Origin of the sequence: Streptomyces sp. NPDC052012 (assembly GCF_040689265.1) — a bacterium.
Classification (GTDB): Bacteria; Actinomycetota; Actinomycetes; order Streptomycetales; family Streptomycetaceae; genus Streptomyces.
The window spans coordinates 159920-175966 of the sequence record NZ_JBFAXA010000008.1 but is presented as its reverse complement, the minus strand read 5'-3'; the positions used below and the strand labels follow the sequence as shown (position 1 = coordinate 175966).

The following is a 16047-nucleotide window of genomic DNA, read 5'->3' as shown; positions in this document are numbered from 1 at the left end:
CACATCAAGATTCTCATGGTGCGCCGGGAAGTCTGGTCGGCATGTGTTCTGTGCTGCCCATCGACCGGAGGTCTCCGCCGTGACCGCGCCCCGCACCCCCACCCCCCGCAAGGTCTTCGGACGGCTGTCGCTGCCCGAGCGGACCTTCGTCGCGGATGCGCTGCGCGCCGAGACCGTCGGTGGTGTGCTGCTGCTCCTGGCCGCCGTCGTCTCGCTGATCTGGGCGAACATCCCCGCCCTGCACGACAGCTACGAGAGCGTCAGCCACTTCCACTTCGGTCCCGAGGCGCTCGGGCTGAACCTGTCCGTGGAGCACTGGGCGGCCGACGGGCTACTCGCGATCTTCTTCTTCGTGGCCGGGATCGAGCTCAAACGCGAACTCGTCGCCGGTGATCTGCGCGATCCGCGGGCCGCCGCACTGCCGGTCGTCGCGGCTCTGTGCGGCATGGCCGCGCCGGCGCTGGTCTACACGCTCACCGCGAGCGCGGGGGGCGGCTCGCTCGCCGGCTGGGCGGTGCCCACCGCGACCGACATCGCCTTCGCGCTCGCCGTGCTCGCCGTCATCGGCACGTCCCTGCCGAGCGCGCTGCGGGCCTTCCTGCTCACCCTCGCCGTCGTCGACGACCTGTTCGCGATCCTGATCATCGCGGTGTTCTTCACCGACTCCCTGAACTTCCCGGCGCTCGGCGGCGCGCTCGTGGGCCTGGCCGTCTTCTGGCTGCTGCTGCGCAAGGGCGTACGCGGCTGGTACGTGTACGTGCCGCTCGCCTTGGTGATCTGGGCGCTGATGTACAACAGCGGCATCCACGCCACCATCGCCGGTGTCGCGATGGGCCTGATGCTGCGCTGCCACCGTCACGAGGGCGAGGAGCACTCGCCGGGTGAGCACATCGAGCATCTCGTCCGGCCGCTGTCGGCGGGGTTCGCGGTGCCGTTGTTCGCACTGTTCAGCGCGGGTGTGGCCGTCTCGGGCGGCGCGATCGCGGACGTCTTCACCACTCCGGAGACGCTCGGCGTCGTCCTCGGACTGGTCGTCGGCAAGACGTTCGGCATCTTCGGCGGGACCTGGCTGACGGCCCGCTTCACCAAGGCGTCGCTCAGTGAGGATCTGGCCTGGGCGGACGTGTTCGCGGTGGCGACGCTCGCCGGGATCGGCTTCACCGTGTCGCTGCTCATCGGCGAACTCGCCTTCGAGGACGACGCGTCGATGACCGACAGCGTCAAGGCCGCCGTCCTGACCGGCTCGGTGCTGGCGACCCTGCTGGCGGCGGTGCTGCTGAAGCTGCGCAACGCCAAGTACCGCAGGCTGACCGAGGAGGAGGAGCGCGACGAGGACCTCAGCGGGGTCCCCGACATCTACGAGGTCGACGACCCGGCGTACCACCTGCGCATGGCCGAGATCCACGAGCGCAAGGCCGCCGAGCACCGGCGACTCGCCGAGGAGAAGGCCGCCGAGCGGCAGCGGCTTGCCGAAGTGGCGGGCGGGGCAGGCGAGGACGAGGACCGTCGGGCATGATCTGACGAGACGGTACAAAAGCGGGACGGTACAGAAGTCGGAACCGCACGCAGACGAGCCGGCAGACGAGCCAGCATCTCGGCCGGCAGAAGAGGGAGACCGCGATGAGCGCACCCGACGGCAGCCCGGTCGGCGCCGAACGCACCATCGGACAGCTGTTCGCCTCGGCGACGGCGGACATGTCGGCGCTGGTGCACGACGAGATCGCGCTGGCGAAGGCGCAGCTCAGGCAGGACGTCAAGCGCGGCGCGACCAGCGGCGGCGCGTTCATGGCGGCCGGCGTGCTGCTCCTGTTCTCCCTGCCGATGCTCAACTTCGCCCTCGCGTACGGCATCCACACCTGGAGCGACTGGAACCTCGCCGTCTGCTTCCTGCTGTCCTTCGCCGCGAACGTGCTGATCGCGGGCCTCCTCGCCCTCATCGGCGTGGTCTTCGCCAAGAAGGCCAAGCAGGGCCGCGGCCCGCAGAAGGTCGCCGCGTCGGTGAAGGAGACGGCGGGCGTGCTGCAGAACGCCAAGCCGCATCCGCGTCCGGAGCGCCCGGCGCTGCCGCAGGACCGGGCACCGGAGGCCATCGAGGCTGTGGCACGCTCGTCCTCATGACGGACCCCGCCCCTTTCCCGGCGCAAGGCGCCTCGGTCGTACGCCTCGACATCCCCGGCACCGAGGTGATCCACCGGGATGTCGCCGCCAACGGCGCCCGCTTCCACATCGCGGAAGCCGGTGACGGGCCGCTGGTGCTGCTGCTGCACGGTTTTCCACAGTTCTGGTGGACCTGGCGGCACCAGCTCGGCGCGCTCGCCGACGCCGGGTTCCGGGCCGTCGCCATGGACCTGCGGGGCGTCGGCGGCAGCGACCGCACACCCCGCGGCTACGACCCCGCCAACCTCGCCCTCGACATCACCGGCGTGATCCGCTCGCTGGGTGAACCGGATGCCGCGCTCGTCGGCCACGACCTGGGCGGATACCTCGCGTGGACGGCTGCGGCGATGCGCCCCAAGCTGGTGCGGCGGCTGGCGGTGGCGTCCATGCCGCACCCGCGGCGCTGGCGCTCGGCGATGCTCGCCGACGTCAAGCAGTCGGCCGCGCTGTCCCACATCTGGGGGTTCCAGCGGCCCTGGATCCCGGAGCGCCGGCTCACCGCGGACGACGGGGCGCTGGTGTCGCGGCTCATCCAGGACTGGTCGGGGCCACGCCCGCCGGACGAGGAGGCCCTGGAGATCTACCGCCGGGCCATGTGCATCCCCTCCACGGCGCACTGCTCGATCGAACCGTACCGCTGGCTGGTGCGCTCCCTGGCCCGCCCGGACGGCATCCAGTTCAACCGGCGGATGAAGCGGCCGGTGCGGGTGCCGACGCTGCATCTGCACGGCTCGCTCGACCCGGTGATCCGCACACGCAGCGCGGCGGGCTCGGGCCAGTACGTGGAGGCCCCGTACCGCTGGCGGCTGTTCGACGGACTCGGACACTTCCCGCACGAGGAGGATCCGGTCGCTTTCTCCACAGAACTGGTCAACTGGCTGAAGGATCCCGAGCCGGATCGGTAACCGAGCGGGCGCTGCCCGTACTTGCCCGGCGCATAGGCCAATTGGGCGCCCGCCAGGCGGTTATCGACCTTGGGGCGGGGGCAGACGTCGGGGTATGGGCTGGACGCACGACTACAGTGACGCAAGCCGCAATCGCCGCTCGGCGGGCGGTATGGGTTCCCACCAGCGAGGCGGTGCACCGCAGATGGCAGGTACGGACCTCAGGGTGGGAATTCCGCGCATCCTCCGCCGCCGGGCCCGCTGGGTCTCGGTACGCCTGCGCCACCCCAGGGGCTGACCACCGCCCCGACACCTTCGACACCCGCGGCATCAAGGCGCCGGTGCGCACAGCTGCTCACAGCGCGCAGCTGTCGCTGTCCACCTCGCGGTTCGCGGCGCGCCCCTTGGCGATGTCCTCCTGGATCTCGTCCACGGTGAGCGCGTACCCGGTCTCGGCGTCGTCCCGGGACTTCGCGAAGACCACGCCGTAGACCTTCCCGTCGGTGCTCAGCAGGGGGCCGCCGGAGTTGCCCTGCCGGACGTTCGCGTACAGCGAGTACACGTCGCGCCGGACCGTGCCGCGGTGGTAGATGTCCGCGCCGTTGGCCGTGATGCGGCCGCGCACGCGTGCGGCGCGCACGTCGTACGCCCCGTTCTCCGGGAAGCCGGCGACGATCGCGCTGTCGCCGCTGCTCGCGTCCTCGGTCGTGAATCTCAGCGCGGGCGCCTTCATGTCGGGGACGTCGAGGACCGCGATGTCGCGCTCCCAGTCGTAGAGGACGACCGTCGCGTCATACCTCCTGCCCTCGCCGCCTATCTGCACGGTCGGCTCGTCGACACCGCCCACGACATGCGCGTTGGTCATCACGCGGCGCTCGGCGAACACGAAGCCGGTGCCCTCCAGGACCTTGCCGCAGCTCTCGGCGGTGCCCATGACCTTGACGATGGAGCGCTGGGCCCGGGTGGCGACGGGGCTGTTCGCGAGCGCCGGGTCCGGGGGCCGGACGTCGTTGATCGGCTCACTGGCGAAGGGGCTGAAGACCTGCGGGAAGCCGTTCTGCGCGAGGATGGAGGAGAAGTCGGCGAACCAGGTGTCGGCCCGGTCGGGCAGCACCCGGGACACCCCGAGCAGCACCTTGGAGCTGCGGACCTCCTTGCCCAGCGCCGACAGCGTCGTACCCGCGAGGGCGGAGCCGATCAGCCAGGCGACCAGGAGCATCGCGACCACGTTGACCAGGGCGCCGCCGGTGGCGTCGAGCGCGCGGGCCGGGGACCAGGAGATGTAGCGGCGCAGCTTGTTGCCGAGGTGGGTGGTCAGGGCCTGGCCGACGGAGGCGCACACTATGACCACGACTACCGCGACGACCGCGGCGGTGGTGCCCACCTCGGCGTTGTCCGTGAGGGCGTCCCAGATGACGGGCAGCACGTACACGGCGGCGAGGCCGCCGCCCAGGAACCCGATCACCGACAGGATGCCGACGACGAAGCCCTGGCGGTAGCCGACGACCGCGAACCACACGGCGGCGACCAGCAACAGGATGTCCAGCACGTTCACCGCTTCAAGCCTCGCCTCGTCATTCGCCTCGCTCCGGCGCCCACCCTGTCATGACCGCCAGTCCAACGGGACCCGCCGGTCCCGGTCCCAGGGGCGCTCCCAGCCGGCGAAATGCAGCAGCCGGTCGATGACCCCGGCGGTGAAGCCCCACACCAGGGCCGATTCGACCAGGAATGCCGGACCCTGGTGGCCTCGGGGATGGACGGCGGTCGCACGGTTGTCCGGGTCGGTGAGATCCGCCACGGGGACGGTGAAGACCCGGGCGGTCTCGTTCGGATCCACGACACCGACCGGGCTGGGGACCCGCCACCAGCCCAGCACCGGGGTGACGACGAAGCCGCTCACCGGGATGTACAGCTTCGGCAGGACGCCGAAGACCTGGACGCCGGACGGATCGAGCCCGGTCTCCTCCTCGGCCTCGCGCAGCGCGGCCCGCAGCGGACCGTCCCCCAGCGGGTCACCGTCCTCCGGGTCGAGCGCGCCGCCCGGGAAGGACGGCTGCCCGGCGTGCGAGCGCAGCGAGCTCGCCCGCTCCATCAGCAGCAGCTCCGGGCCCCGCTCGTCCTCGCCGAACAGGATGAGCACGGCGGACTGGCGGCCCGCGCCGTCCTTCGGGGGCAGGAAGCGGCTCAGCTGGCGCGGCGCGACCGTCTCCGCCGCGCGCACCACCGGGTCCAGCCAGGCGGGCAGGCCCTCCGTGCTGATCGTCACCGGCCCGCCCCGGGTGTTGCTCGCCCGCGTCATCGCCACCCCCCTCGTCCCGGCCCGCGCGGTGTTGTCCCGTCCTGCGGGTGCAACGCCCGGGGGGCCCGCGATCGTTCCGCGACACGCCGCCCCGTGGGACGTCCCGGGCGGCCCGTGGGTCCCGTGCGCCCCGTCATCCGGCCCCCAGCGGCGGAGCGGGACGGCCGCCGGCGTCCAGGTAGGCCTGCGGGGGCTTCAGACGCTGGCCCGGCAGGCCGCCCTTCTCGTACTTCAGCAGCTTCCTGGCCTTCTCCGGGTCCGTCTCACCCTCGCCGTACGCCGGGCACAGCGCGGCGATGGAGCAGGCCCCGCAGGCGGGCTTGCGGGCGTGGCAGATGCGGCGGCCGTGCCAGATCACGTGGTGCGACAGGTCGGTCCAGTCGCTCTTGGGGAAGAGCGCGCCGACGGCCGCCTCGATCTTGTCCGGGTCGGTCTCCTCCGTCCACCGCCACCGGCGTACGAGGCGCTGGAAGTGGGTGTCCACGGTGATGCCGGGACGGCCGAAGGCGTTGCCGAGCACCACGAAGGCGGTCTTGCGGCCGACGCCGGGCAGTTTGACGAGGTCCTCGAGCCGGCCCGGGACCTCGCCGCCGAAGTCCTCCACGAGGGCCTTGGAGAGCCCCATCACCGAACGGGTCTTGGCGCGGAAGAAGCCGCACGGCCGCAGGATCTCCTCCACCTCCTCGGGGTTGGCGGCGGCCAGGTCCTCGGGGGTGGGGTACTTCGCGAAGAGGGCGGGGGTCGTCTGGTTGACCCGCAGGTCCGTGGTCTGGGCCGACAGGACGGTGGCGACCAGGAGTTGGAAGGGGTTGTCGAAGTCCAGCTCGGGGTGGGCGTACGGATACACCTCGGCGAGCTCCCGGTTGATCCGGCGGGCACGGCGCACGAGCGCGGTGCGGGACTCGCCCTTGCCCGGATGGACGACGGTCTTCGCCGGGGCGGCCTTGACGGCGGCCGTGGCCTTCTTGGGCGCGACGAGGGGCTTCTTGGCGGCGGGTGCCTTCTTGATGGGCGCGGCCTTCTTCGCGGGGGTGGGCTTCTTGGCGGAGGTGGCCTTCTTGGCGGAGGTGGCCTTCTTGGCGGAGGTGGTCTTCTTGGCGGGTGCCTGCTTCGCAGCGGTCTTCTTCGCAGCGGCTTTCCTCGCGGGCGCCTTCTTGGCAGACGCGGCCTTCTTGGTGGCTGCCTGCTTGGTGGCTGCCTTCTCAGCGGCCTTCTTCGCAGCCGCCCGCTTGGCAGGCGTCGCCCTCTCCTCGGCCGGCTTCTTCACCGCGGCCTGCTTCTCCGGCGCCCCTTTCTCGGGCGCACTCGCCTCCGGCGCCGGTGACTTCCTCCTCACCGGCGCCCTCTTTGCCGCTTTCGCCGTTTCCTTACCGCCATCGGGGCCCTGTTCGCCCACAGCGGAATCGCGACGTACAGCCACCCGCGCAGCCCCCTCTGCCTGTGCTCTCACCGGCGCTTTGGACACCCGGCCAGCCTACGGCCCGGCACCGACATCCGCCCCGGACCCTGAAGATCGGCGCCCAATTGGACCCCTGCCGCGTACCCCGGCAGGCCCGTGCGGCATCCTTGTGACAGATCACACTGTTTGGACCGTCCGGCAAAATGGGCACCACGGTCCCCTGGTACGTGGGGGAACAAGATCCCCTGAGCAGGTCGACAAGGAGAGAACTCGTGGACGACGTTCTGCGGCGGAACCCGCTCTTCGCGGCGCTCGATGACGAGCAGGCCGCGGAGCTTCGCGCCTCCATGAGTGAGGTGACCCTGGCACGGGGCGACTCCCTGTTCCACGAGGGCGACCCCGGAGACCGGCTCTACGTGGTCACCGAGGGCAAGGTCAAGCTGCACCGCACCTCCCCCGACGGCCGCGAGAACATGCTGGCGGTCGTCGGCCCCGGTGAACTCATCGGCGAGCTGTCGCTCTTCGACCCGGGCCCGCGCACCGCGACGGCCACGGCGCTGACCGAGGTCAAGCTGCTGGGCCTCGGCCACGGCGACCTCCAGCCGTGGCTGAACGCCCGCCCCGAGGTCGCCACGGCCCTGCTGCGCGCCGTCGCGCGCCGTCTGCGCAAGACCAACGACGCGATGTCGGACCTGGTCTTCTCGGACGTCCCGGGCCGTGTCGCGCGCGCTCTGCTGGACCTGTCCCGCCGCTTCGGCGTGCAGTCCGAGGAGGGCATCCACGTCGTGCACGACCTCACGCAGGAGGAGCTGGCCCAGCTGGTCGGCGCGTCCCGCGAGACGGTCAACAAGGCGCTCGCGGACTTCGCCCAGCGCGGCTGGCTGCGGCTGGAGGCCCGCGCGGTGATCCTCCTGGACGTCGAGCGCCTGGCGAAGCGCTCGCGCTGACGCCCCCCGGCTGACAGCCCGACGCCGCTGACGACCCGACGCGACGTACGCCGGAGCCCCGCCCCCCGTCCGGGAGGCGGGGCTCCGCCCGTGTCCGGGCTCATCAGAGGAGTTAAATGAGCCCGTGCTCCTGCAGATACTCCAGCTGCGCCCGCACGGAGAGCTCCGCCGCCGGCCACAGCGAGCGGTCCACGTCCGCGTACACGTGGGCGACCACCTCCGCGGGCGTACGGTGCCCGTTCTCGACGGCCGTCTCCACCTGGGCGAGCCGGTGGGCGCGATGGGCGAGGTAGTACTCGACGGCGCCCTGGGCGTCCTCCAGGACGGGCCCGTGGCCGGGGAGGACGGTGTGGACGCCGTCGTCGACCGTGAGGGAGCGCAGGCGGCGCAGCGTGTCCAGATAGTCGCCGAGGCGCCCGTCCGGGTGGGCCACCACGGTCGTACCGCGCCCCAGGATGGTGTCGCCGGTCAGGACGGCCCGGTCGGCCGGCAGGTGGAAGGAGAGGGAGTCCGCTGTGTGCCCGGGCGTCGGTACGACCCGCAGCTCCAGGCCGCCCACGCTGATCACGTCCCCGGCGGCCAGCCCCTCGTCCCCGAGCCGCAGCGCCGGATCCAGGGCGCGCACCTTTGTGCCCGTCAGCTCGGCAAACCTGCCCGCGCCCTCCGCGTGGTCGGGATGACCGTGCGTCAGCAGGGTGAGGGCGATGCGCTTGCCGGCCTGTTCGGCCGTGGCGACGACATGACGCAGGTGACCGTCGTCCAGCGGGCCGGGGTCGACGACGACCGCCAGGGGAGAGTCCGGCTCGGAGAGGATCCAGGTGTTCGTGCCGTCCAGGGTCATCGCCGAGGGGTTGGGCGCCAGGACGTTGACCGCGCGCGGCGTCGCCGGACCGGAGAGGACTCCGCCCCGTGGCTGGCCCGGAAGGGTGCTGGCGTCCGTCATGCGGGGGCTCCACCGGTCGGGATGTGCTTGGTGAACTCGTCGTGGCCCGGCCAGGAGAGCACGATCTCGCCGTCCTCCAGGCGCGCGGTGGCCAGGACCGGCGTGAGGTCCCGCGCGGGCGCCGCGCCGAGCGCCTCGGCCGCGGTGGCGTACGGCGTCAGCTGACGCAGGGTGGCGATGGTCGGCGGCATCATCAGCAGCTCGCCCTTGTCGTACGCGGCGGCCGCCTCGCGCGGCGCGATCCACACCGTGCGGTCGGCCTCCGTGGAGGCGTTGCGGGTGCGCTGGCCCTCGGGGAGCGCGGCGACGAAGAACCAGGTGTCGTAGCGGCGCGGCTCGAACTCCGGGGTGATCCAGCGCGTCCACGCGCCGAGCAGGTCGGAGCGCAGGACCAGTCCGCGGCGGTCGAGGAACTCGGCGAAGGAGACCTCCCGCGCGACGAGTGCGGCCCGGTCCGCCTCCCAGTCGTCGCCGGTGGTGTCACCGACCACCGTCTCGGCTGTTGGTCCCGCGAGCAGGACGCCGGCCTCCTCGTACGTCTCCCGTACGGCCGCGCAGACGATCGCCTGGGCGCCCGTCTCGTCGACGCCGAGCCGGTCCGCCCACCACGCGCGCGTGGGGCCCGCCCAGCGGATGTGCCGTTCGTCGTCGCGCGGGTCGACCCCGCCGCCGGGGTAGGCGTACGCGCCTCCCGCGAAGGCCATGGACGTACGGCGGCGCAGCATGTGCACGACAGGGCCGCCGGCGGTGTCCTTGAGCAGCATCACGGTGGCCGCCCGCTTGGGCACGACCGGCGTGAGCGCCCCACTGGCGAGCGCCCGGATCCGCTCCGGCCACTCCGGCGGGTACCACTGCCCATCAGCCTGCACATTCGCCATGGCCGGAGGCTATCTGCTGACGCCCGGATGTTCGAGTGCCGAGGGCCTCCGGCGGGCGAGGAGCGCCTACGAGCCCGGGGCGCCTGGTCGTCGTGCGGGTGTCGCGCCGTCGTGGCTGGTCGCGCAGTTCCCCGCGCCCCTAGGGGGCGCGGGGCGTTCTACTCGGTCAGCTCCACCTGGATCTCGACCTCCACCGGCGCGTCCAGCGGCAGCACCGCGACGCCCACCGCACTCCGCGCGTGCACGCCCTTGTCACCCAGCACCTCGCCGAGCAGCTCGCTCGCGCCGTTGAGGACGGCCGGCTGGCCGGTGAAGTCCGCGGCGGAGGCGACGAAGCCGACCACCTTCACCACGCGGGCGACGCGGTCCAGGTCACCGGCGACGGACTTGACCGCGGCGAGGGCGTTGAGCGCACAGGTGCGCGCCAGCTCCTTGGCCTCCTCCGGGGTGACCTCCGCGCCGACCTTGCCGGTGACCGGCAGCTTGCCGTCCACCATGGGCAGCTGCCCGGCGGTGTAGACGTACGGCCCGGACTGCACGGCCGGCTGGTACGCCGCCAACGGCGGGACGACCTCCGGAAGGCGCAGGCCGAGCTCGGCCAGCTTCGCCTCGACGGCGCTCATCCCTGCTTCTCCCGCTTCAGGTAGGCCACCAGCTGCTCGGGGTTGTTCGGCCCGGGGACGACCTGGACGAGCTCCCAGCCGTCCTCGCCCCAGGTGTCCAGAATCTGCTTCGTGGCGTGGACGAGCAGCGGCACAGTCGCGTATTCCCACTTGGTCATGTGGCCGACTCTAGCCGTACCGCCGCGTGCCGCCGCGACGGCGTCCGGCTCGGCGCCCGGCCGTCTGTCGCTCGGCGCCCGGCCCGCCTGTCGCTCGGTGACATGTCCGCGGAAGTCGGCCCCGGAGCCGCCGGTGCGGGGGCGGAGGAATTAGGCTCGAAGCGTGAGCAGGCTCCAGGTCGTCAGTGGCAAGGGCGGAACCGGCAAGACCACGGTGGCCGCGGCCCTCGCGCTGGCCCTGGCCACGGAGGGGAAGCGGACGCTTCTCGTCGAGGTCGAGGGCCGCCAGGGCATCGCACAGCTCTTCGAGACGGAGGCGTTGCCGTACGAGGAGCGGAAGATCGCCGTCGCTCCGGGCGGGGGCGAGGTGTACGCCCTCGCCATCGATCCCGAACTGGCCCTTCTGGACTACCTCCAGATGTTCTACAAGATGGGCGGCGCCGGACGCGCGCTGAAGAAGCTCGGCGCGATCGACTTCGCGACGACCATCGCGCCCGGTCTCAGAGACGTCCTGCTGACCGGCAAGGCGTGCGAGGCGGTGCGGCGCAAGGACAAGGGCGGGCGGTTCGTCTACGACTACGTCGTGATGGACGCCCCGCCGACCGGGCGCATCACCCGCTTCCTCAACGTCAACGACGAGGTCGCCGGGCTCGCCAAGATCGGCCCGATACACAATCAGGCGCAGGCCGTGATGCGGGTGCTGAAGTCGCCGGAGACGGCCGTGCACCTGGTGACGCTGCTGGAGGAGATGCCGGTCCAGGAGACCGCGGACGGCATCGCCGAGCTGCGGGCTGCGCGGCTGCCGGTGGGCAGGGTCATCGTGAACATGGTGCGCCCGGCGCTGCTGGACCCGGCCGACCTGGAACTCGTGGGGAGCGTCCCGCGTTCTTCTGTCGCACGGGCACTGTCGTCCGCCGGTCTCGGCGGGGCGCGGCGCGGCGGACACGCGGAGCGGCTGGTGGACCCCTTGCTCGCGCAGGCGGAGGAGTACGCCGAGCGGCATGCGCTGGAGGCCGAGCAGCGCGCCGTGCTGGCGGACCTCGGCCTGCCGCTGCACGAACTGCCGCTGTTCGCGGAGGGCGTGGACCTCGCGGCCCTCTACCAACTGGCCCGCGAGCTCCGCGAGCAGGGCGTCCTGTGAGCCGCGGCACCCCCACTGCACGGCTGCCGTTTCGCCACACGTCGGACGTATCGGAAGCGACGTATCGGAAGCAGGGATGACATGAGCCGTCCGGAACCGGCCCAGGCGCACGACCCGGCCGCCCGTCAGCACCTCTCCCCCGTGCGCACACTCGATGTCGACCCGCTGCTGGAGAACCCCGAGACCCGGATCGTGGTGTGCTGCGGCTCGGGCGGCGTCGGCAAGACGACCACCGCCGCGGCCCTCGGTCTGCGCGCGGCCGAGCGGGGCCGCAAGGTGGTCGTGCTCACCATCGACCCGGCCCGCCGGCTCGCCCAGTCGATGGGCATCGACTCGCTCGACAACACCCCGCGCCGGGTGAAGGGCATCGACGACTCGGCGGGCGGCGAACTGCACGCCATGATGCTCGACATGAAGCGCACCTTCGACGAGATCGTCGAGGCGCACGCCGACCCGGAGCGGGCTGCCGCGATCCTCGGCAACCCCTTCTACCAGTCGCTCTCGGCGGGCTTCGCGGGCACGCAGGAGTACATGGCGATGGAGAAGCTGGGCCAGCTGCGGGCCCGCGACGAGTGGGATCTGATCGTCGTCGACACCCCGCCCTCCCGCTCCGCGCTGGACTTCCTGGACGCGCCCAAGCGGCTGGGTTCCTTCCTCGACGGCAAGCTCATCCGTGTGCTGCTGGCGCCGGCGAAGGTCGGCGGCCGTGCGGGGATGAAGTTCCTGAACGTCGGCATGTCGATGATGACGGGCGCCCTGGGCAAACTGCTGGGCGGTCAGCTGCTGAAGGACGTGCAGACGTTCGTGGCCGCGATGGACTCGATGTTCGGCGGGTTCCGTACGCGGGCGGACGCCACGTACAAGCTGCTCCAGGCGCCCGGGACGGCGTTCCTGGTGGTGGCGGCCCCGGAGCGGGACGCGCTGCGCGAGGCCGCGTACTTCGTGGAACGGCTGGCCGCGGAGAACATGCCGCTCGCCGGTCTGGTGCTCAACCGGGTCCACGGCAGCGGCGCCGACCGGCTGTCGGCCGAGCGGGCCCTCGCCGCCGCGGAAAATCTTGAGGAGTCCCGCATTGTGGATCAGGAGGACGGGAAAGCTGGACTTCGTACCTCTCCCGGCAACTCCCCGAGCACAGACGACAGTTCAGCATCACCAGCCCGTGACGAGCCCGATGCTCCCGACGGACTCGACTCTCCCGACGAAGGCTCCCCCGCCGACGCGGAGCAGTCCGTGGACCGGTTCACCGCGGGCCTGCTGAGGCTGCACGCCGAGCGGATGCATCTGCTCTCGCGTGAGCAGCGCACACGCGACCGTTTCACCGCGCTCCATCCCGAGGTCGCGGTGACCGAGGTGGCTGCGCTGCCCGGTGATGTGCACGACCTCGCGGGGCTGCGGGCCATCGGCGACCGGCTCGCGAACAACCGGCCTGAGCTGCCCGAGGCAACAGGCTCCTGACAGTCGGCACCTGAAGAGACCGAGCGGGGCGGAGTACCCCCCGAGGGTCCTCAGCTCACCGCCGCGTAGTTCTCGTAGACCTCGTCGTCGCCCAGGGGTACGACACCCGTTCCCCGCTCGTACTCCGAGCGCGCGGTCTCGAGGAGCCGGCGCCATGAAGTGACAGTGGGACGCCGGCGCAGCAGCGCCCGGCGCTCACGCTCCGTCATGCCTCCCCACACGCCGAACTCGACGCGGTTGTCCAGCGCGTCGGCCAGACATTCGGTGCGTACCGGGCATCCGGTGCACACCGCCTTGGCCCTGTTCTGCGCTGCTCCCTGAACGAACAGTTCATCCGGATCGGTAGTGCGGCAGGCAGCCTGCGCACTCCAGTCGGTAACCCAGCCCATACCGGCGCCGTCCTCTCCCGAATCGAGGCTCCCCCACGGCGGCAGCGGCATATTCACCGCCGCCAGTTGAGGACGTTACGGAAGGTGGGCACAGCGCAACACCCCCAGCGGGCCCAATCTTGAATGGTCCGAACGGACTATGGGTAAGCGGCAGATCACCCGGGGGAGTGAGCTGGCGACATGCGCGACAATCCCGGCATACAGGGTCAGTTCAGTTGCGTCACAACGGACACCAAGTGACACACAAGGCGGATCCGGACACGCACTCGACTCGTCCGAAGAAAAGAAAGTCGAGAAGATCCGGAACGATTCGGGGTCGCCGGACGTATTGATACGTGGCCTCACAGCTGTGACAGTTGAGAGCAGCTTAGGCCAAGGCATATACGCCTGTCCGGCGAATGAGAACGTAGGCTGCTCCCATGCCAAAGAAGCGCTCGGGCGGTGGTCTGTCTCCCACGCAGCAGGCCGCCAAGTTCCTCGGTGTCAGTGTCCTCGCAGGAGCGGTGCTGGCCGGCATCGCGCTGCCCGCGGTGGGCGCGCTGGGGCTGGCGGCCAAGGGCTCGGTCGAGAGCTTCGACGAGCTCCCGGCCAATCTGAAGACCCCGCCGCTGAGCCAGCGCACCACCATTCTCGACGCCAAGGGCGGCCAGATCGCCACGGTCTACTCGCGCGACCGTACGGTGGTCGAGCTCAAGGACATCTCGCCATACATGCAGAAGGCGATCGTCGCGATCGAGGACTCGCGCTTCTACCAGCACGGCGCGGTCGACCTGAAGGGCGTCCTGCGCGCGCTCAACCGCAACGCGCAGGAGGGCGGCGTCGCGGAAGGCGCGTCCACGCTCACGCAGCAGTACGTGAAGAACGTCTTCGTCGAGGAGGCCGGCGACGACCCGACGAAGGTCGCCGAGGCCACCCAGCAGACCCTGGGCCGCAAGATCCGCGAACTGAAGTACGCGATCCAGGTCGAGGAGGAGCTGGGCAAGAAGAAGATCCTCGAGAACTACCTGAACATCACGTTCTTCGGCCAGCAGGCCTACGGCGTGGAGGCCGCCGCCCAGCGCTACTTCTCCAAGTCCGCCAAGGACCTCGACCTGAAGGAGTCCGCCCTCCTCGCCGGCATCGTCCAGTCGCCGAGCCGCTATGACCCGGTGAACGACGAGGCGGAAGCCAAGAAGCGGCGCAACGTGGTGCTCCAGCGGATGGCCGAGGTCGGCGACATCTCCCGGGAGGAGGCCGACAAGGCCGCGAGGGCTCCGCTCGGGCTGAAGGTCAGCAAGCCGAAGAACGGCTGCATCACGGCGGCCAAGGGCGCGGGCTTCTTCTGCGACTACGTGCGCGAGGTGTTCCTCAACGACCCGGTCTTCGGCAAGACGAAGGAGGCCAGGGCCAGGATCTGGAACCGCGGCGGCCTGACGATCCGTACGACCATGGACCCGCAGGCGCAGGAGTCCGTGCAGCAGTCGGTCAAGGACCACGTCAACCAGAGCGACGACGTGGCGACCGCCGCCACCGTCGTCGAGCCCGGCACCGGCAAGATCCTCGCGATGGGCCAGTCGCGGCCGTACGGCATCGACACCAAGAAGCACGAGACGACGATCAACCTCTCGGTCGACGGTGCCATGGGCGGCGGCGCGGGCTACCAGCCCGGCTCGACGTTCAAGCCGATCGTGGCCGCGGCCGCCCTGGAGAACGGGGTGCCGCCGACGAAGACGTACGCCTCGCCGTACAAGATGGACTACCCCTCCCCCGTCCAGGCCTGCGACGGCAAGGTCTGGAACGAGAAGGGCGTCCCGGTCGAGAACGAGAACGAGTCGGAGGTCGGCCCGTACGGGATGAAGGAGGCGACCGCCAAGTCGGTCAACACCTACTACATCGAGCTGATCAGTGAGATCGGGATCTGCCCGGTCACCGAGATGGCGAAGAAGATGGGCGTCCAGCGGGCCGACGGCGGCAAGATGGCGCAGGCGCCGTCCATCGCGCTGGGCACCCAGGAGATGTCCCCGCTCACCATGGCGAACGGCTACGCCACCTTCGCCGCTCGCGGCATGCACTGCACCCCGGTCGCCATCGAGTCGATCAGCCAGCGGATCGGCAACAAGCAGAAGTCGCTCCAGGTGCCGAAGTCGACCTGCTCGCGGGCGATGTCGGAGAAGACCGCCGACACCATCAACACGCTGCTCAAGGGCGTGGTCGAGGACGGTACGGGCACCCAGGCCGGTCTCGGCAGCCGGCCGAGCGCGGGCAAGACCGGTACGACGGACGAGCGCTACGCGGCCTGGTTCGTGGGATACACCCCGAACATGGCCGGCGCGGTGTGGGTCGGCGACCCCGCGCACAAGCGGAAGATGGTCGACATCTCCATCGGCGGCCAGTGGCACGCCAAGGTGTTCGGCGGCCAGGTGCCCGGCCCGATCTGGCGCGACATGATGAGCGGCGCGCTGGAGGGCAAGGACGCGCCCGACTTCAACCTCGTCCACATCCCCGACGGCGGCGACCGTGACCGGGGCGATGACGACGAGGACCGCGACGAGGGCGACAACGGCGACGACGGTTTCATCGGCGGCCTGATCGGCGGCGGCAACGGCAACGGCGGCAACGGCGGGGGCAACGGCGGCGGAGGCCCGCAGCCGGACCCGACGTTCTCCATCCCGGAGGGGTTCATCCAGGGGCCGGGGAACGGGCCGGGGGGCCGGGACTGAGCGCAGGCGGCGTCGTACTCCGCTCCCACTCAGTCGTCCTCCGCACCCACCAGTACGGGATCGGCCCCTTCCCCC

General features: G+C 71.0%; 16 protein-coding genes. 8 read left to right on the top strand and 8 right to left on the bottom strand.

The features are described from left to right. Nucleotides 1-79: 79 nt before the first annotated feature. From nhaA to AB0412_RS16920, 4 genes are all read left to right on the top strand, one after another. Nucleotides 80-1516, top strand: a complete 1437-nt coding sequence (nhaA, locus tag AB0412_RS16935) for a Na+/H+ antiporter NhaA (protein WP_366403338.1) — start codon at nucleotides 80-82, stop codon at nucleotides 1514-1516. A 104-nt stretch (nucleotides 1517-1620) separates the two neighbouring features. Next, entirely contained in the window at nucleotides 1621-2118 is a 498-nt protein-coding gene (locus AB0412_RS16930; protein ID WP_366403337.1) for a phage holin family protein, read from the top strand. Continuing rightward, on the top strand, nucleotides 2115-3062 hold the full coding sequence (locus AB0412_RS16925; RefSeq protein WP_366403336.1) for an alpha/beta hydrolase: 948 nt from the start codon (nucleotides 2115-2117) through the stop codon (nucleotides 3060-3062). The genes AB0412_RS16930 and AB0412_RS16925 overlap by 4 nt, the downstream gene beginning before the upstream one ends. A gap of 94 nt (nucleotides 3063-3156) precedes the next feature. Continuing rightward, complete coding sequence (locus AB0412_RS16920) at nucleotides 3157-3339, top strand: hypothetical protein (protein WP_229876306.1); 183 nt, start codon at nucleotides 3157-3159, stop codon at nucleotides 3337-3339. 57 nt (nucleotides 3340-3396) lie between these two features. On the opposite strand, the gene AB0412_RS16915 is transcribed toward AB0412_RS16920, so the two are convergent. The 3 genes from AB0412_RS16915 to nth all read right to left on the bottom strand — a co-directional run bounded on the left by AB0412_RS16915 (nucleotide 3397) and on the right by nth (nucleotide 6607). Continuing rightward, nucleotides 3397-4596 (bottom strand): MarP family serine protease, encoded by a 1200-nt coding sequence (locus tag AB0412_RS16915; protein ID WP_366403335.1) that lies wholly within the window; start codon nucleotides 4594-4596, stop codon nucleotides 3397-3399. Nucleotides 4597-4644: 48 nt separating this feature from the next. Next, complete coding sequence (locus AB0412_RS16910) at nucleotides 4645-5340, bottom strand: CoA pyrophosphatase (RefSeq protein WP_366403334.1); 696 nt, start codon at nucleotides 5338-5340, stop codon at nucleotides 4645-4647. 133 nt (nucleotides 5341-5473) lie between these two features. Then, the gene (gene nth, locus AB0412_RS16905) at nucleotides 5474-6607 is read right to left on the bottom strand and encodes an endonuclease III (protein WP_366403400.1); all 1134 of its coding nucleotides are present in this window, start codon (nucleotides 6605-6607) and stop codon (nucleotides 5474-5476) included. Nucleotides 6608-7011: 404 nt separating this feature from the next. On the opposite strand from nth, the gene AB0412_RS16900 reads away from it, so the two are divergent. Beyond that, on the top strand, nucleotides 7012-7686 hold the full coding sequence (locus tag AB0412_RS16900) for a Crp/Fnr family transcriptional regulator (RefSeq protein ID WP_010031945.1): 675 nt from the start codon (nucleotides 7012-7014) through the stop codon (nucleotides 7684-7686). Nucleotides 7687-7798: 112 nt separating this feature from the next. Here AB0412_RS16900 and AB0412_RS16895 read toward each other — a convergent pair whose 3' ends face one another. The 4 genes from AB0412_RS16895 to AB0412_RS16880 all read right to left on the bottom strand — a co-directional run bounded on the left by AB0412_RS16895 (nucleotide 7799) and on the right by AB0412_RS16880 (nucleotide 10288). Next, nucleotides 7799-8629, bottom strand: a complete 831-nt coding sequence (locus tag AB0412_RS16895; protein ID WP_366403333.1) for an MBL fold metallo-hydrolase — start codon at nucleotides 8627-8629, stop codon at nucleotides 7799-7801. Then, entirely contained in the window at nucleotides 8626-9507 is an 882-nt protein-coding gene (locus AB0412_RS16890; RefSeq protein ID WP_366403332.1) for an NUDIX hydrolase, read from the bottom strand. Before AB0412_RS16890 ends, AB0412_RS16895 begins: the two co-directional genes overlap by 4 nt. A gap of 158 nt (nucleotides 9508-9665) precedes the next feature. Then, a complete protein-coding gene (locus AB0412_RS16885) occupies nucleotides 9666-10130 on the bottom strand; it encodes a RidA family protein (RefSeq protein ID WP_366403331.1) in 465 nt (154 codons plus the stop codon). Beyond that, nucleotides 10127-10288, bottom strand: a complete 162-nt coding sequence (locus AB0412_RS16880) for a DUF4177 domain-containing protein (protein ID WP_142194045.1) — start codon at nucleotides 10286-10288, stop codon at nucleotides 10127-10129. The genes AB0412_RS16885 and AB0412_RS16880 overlap by 4 nt, the downstream gene beginning before the upstream one ends. 163 nt (nucleotides 10289-10451) lie before the next feature. Here AB0412_RS16880 and AB0412_RS16875 point away from each other — a divergent pair, with 163 nt between their 5' ends. After that, nucleotides 10452-11429: an ArsA-related P-loop ATPase gene (locus AB0412_RS16875; protein WP_366403330.1), complete on the top strand. Its 978-nt coding sequence runs from the start codon at nucleotides 10452-10454 to the stop codon at nucleotides 11427-11429. 81 nt (nucleotides 11430-11510) lie between these two features. Further along, entirely contained in the window at nucleotides 11511-12884 is a 1374-nt protein-coding gene (locus AB0412_RS16870) for an ArsA family ATPase (protein ID WP_366403329.1), read from the top strand. 50 nt (nucleotides 12885-12934) lie between these two features. Here the strand turns inward: AB0412_RS16870 and wblA are convergent, their stop codons facing one another. After that, a complete protein-coding gene (wblA, locus tag AB0412_RS16865) occupies nucleotides 12935-13273 on the bottom strand; it encodes a transcriptional regulator WblA (protein ID WP_366403399.1) in 339 nt (112 codons plus the stop codon). A gap of 419 nt (nucleotides 13274-13692) precedes the next feature. Between wblA and AB0412_RS16860 the strand changes: the two genes are divergently transcribed. Then, on the top strand, nucleotides 13693-15972 hold the full coding sequence (locus tag AB0412_RS16860; RefSeq protein WP_366403328.1) for a transglycosylase domain-containing protein: 2280 nt from the start codon (nucleotides 13693-13695) through the stop codon (nucleotides 15970-15972). Nucleotides 15973-16047 lie beyond the last annotated feature (75 nt).

Excerpts from the sequence above, each read along its gene's own strand:
- AB0412_RS16930 (WP_366403337.1), top strand. The coding sequence starts at position 1,621 with ATGAGCGCACCCGACGGCAGCCCGGTCGGCGCCGAACGCACCATCGGA.
- AB0412_RS16925 (WP_366403336.1), top strand. The coding sequence starts at position 2,115 with ATGACGGACCCCGCCCCTTTCCCGGCGCAAGGCGCCTCGGTCGTACGC.
- AB0412_RS16920 (WP_229876306.1), top strand. The coding sequence starts at position 3,157 with ATGGGCTGGACGCACGACTACAGTGACGCAAGCCGCAATCGCCGCTCG.
- AB0412_RS16910 (WP_366403334.1), bottom strand. The coding sequence starts at position 5,340 with ATGACGCGGGCGAGCAACACCCGGGGCGGGCCGGTGACGATCAGCACG.
- AB0412_RS16895 (WP_366403333.1), bottom strand. The coding sequence starts at position 8,629 with ATGACGGACGCCAGCACCCTTCCGGGCCAGCCACGGGGCGGAGTCCTC.
- AB0412_RS16890 (WP_366403332.1), bottom strand. The coding sequence starts at position 9,507 with ATGGCGAATGTGCAGGCTGATGGGCAGTGGTACCCGCCGGAGTGGCCG.
- AB0412_RS16885 (WP_366403331.1), bottom strand. The coding sequence starts at position 10,130 with ATGAGCGCCGTCGAGGCGAAGCTGGCCGAGCTCGGCCTGCGCCTTCCG.
- AB0412_RS16880 (WP_142194045.1), bottom strand. The coding sequence starts at position 10,288 with ATGACCAAGTGGGAATACGCGACTGTGCCGCTGCTCGTCCACGCCACG.
- AB0412_RS16870 (WP_366403329.1), top strand. The coding sequence starts at position 11,511 with ATGAGCCGTCCGGAACCGGCCCAGGCGCACGACCCGGCCGCCCGTCAG.
- wblA (WP_366403399.1), bottom strand. The coding sequence starts at position 13,273 with ATGGGCTGGGTTACCGACTGGAGTGCGCAGGCTGCCTGCCGCACTACC.
- AB0412_RS16860 (WP_366403328.1), top strand. The coding sequence starts at position 13,693 with ATGCCAAAGAAGCGCTCGGGCGGTGGTCTGTCTCCCACGCAGCAGGCC.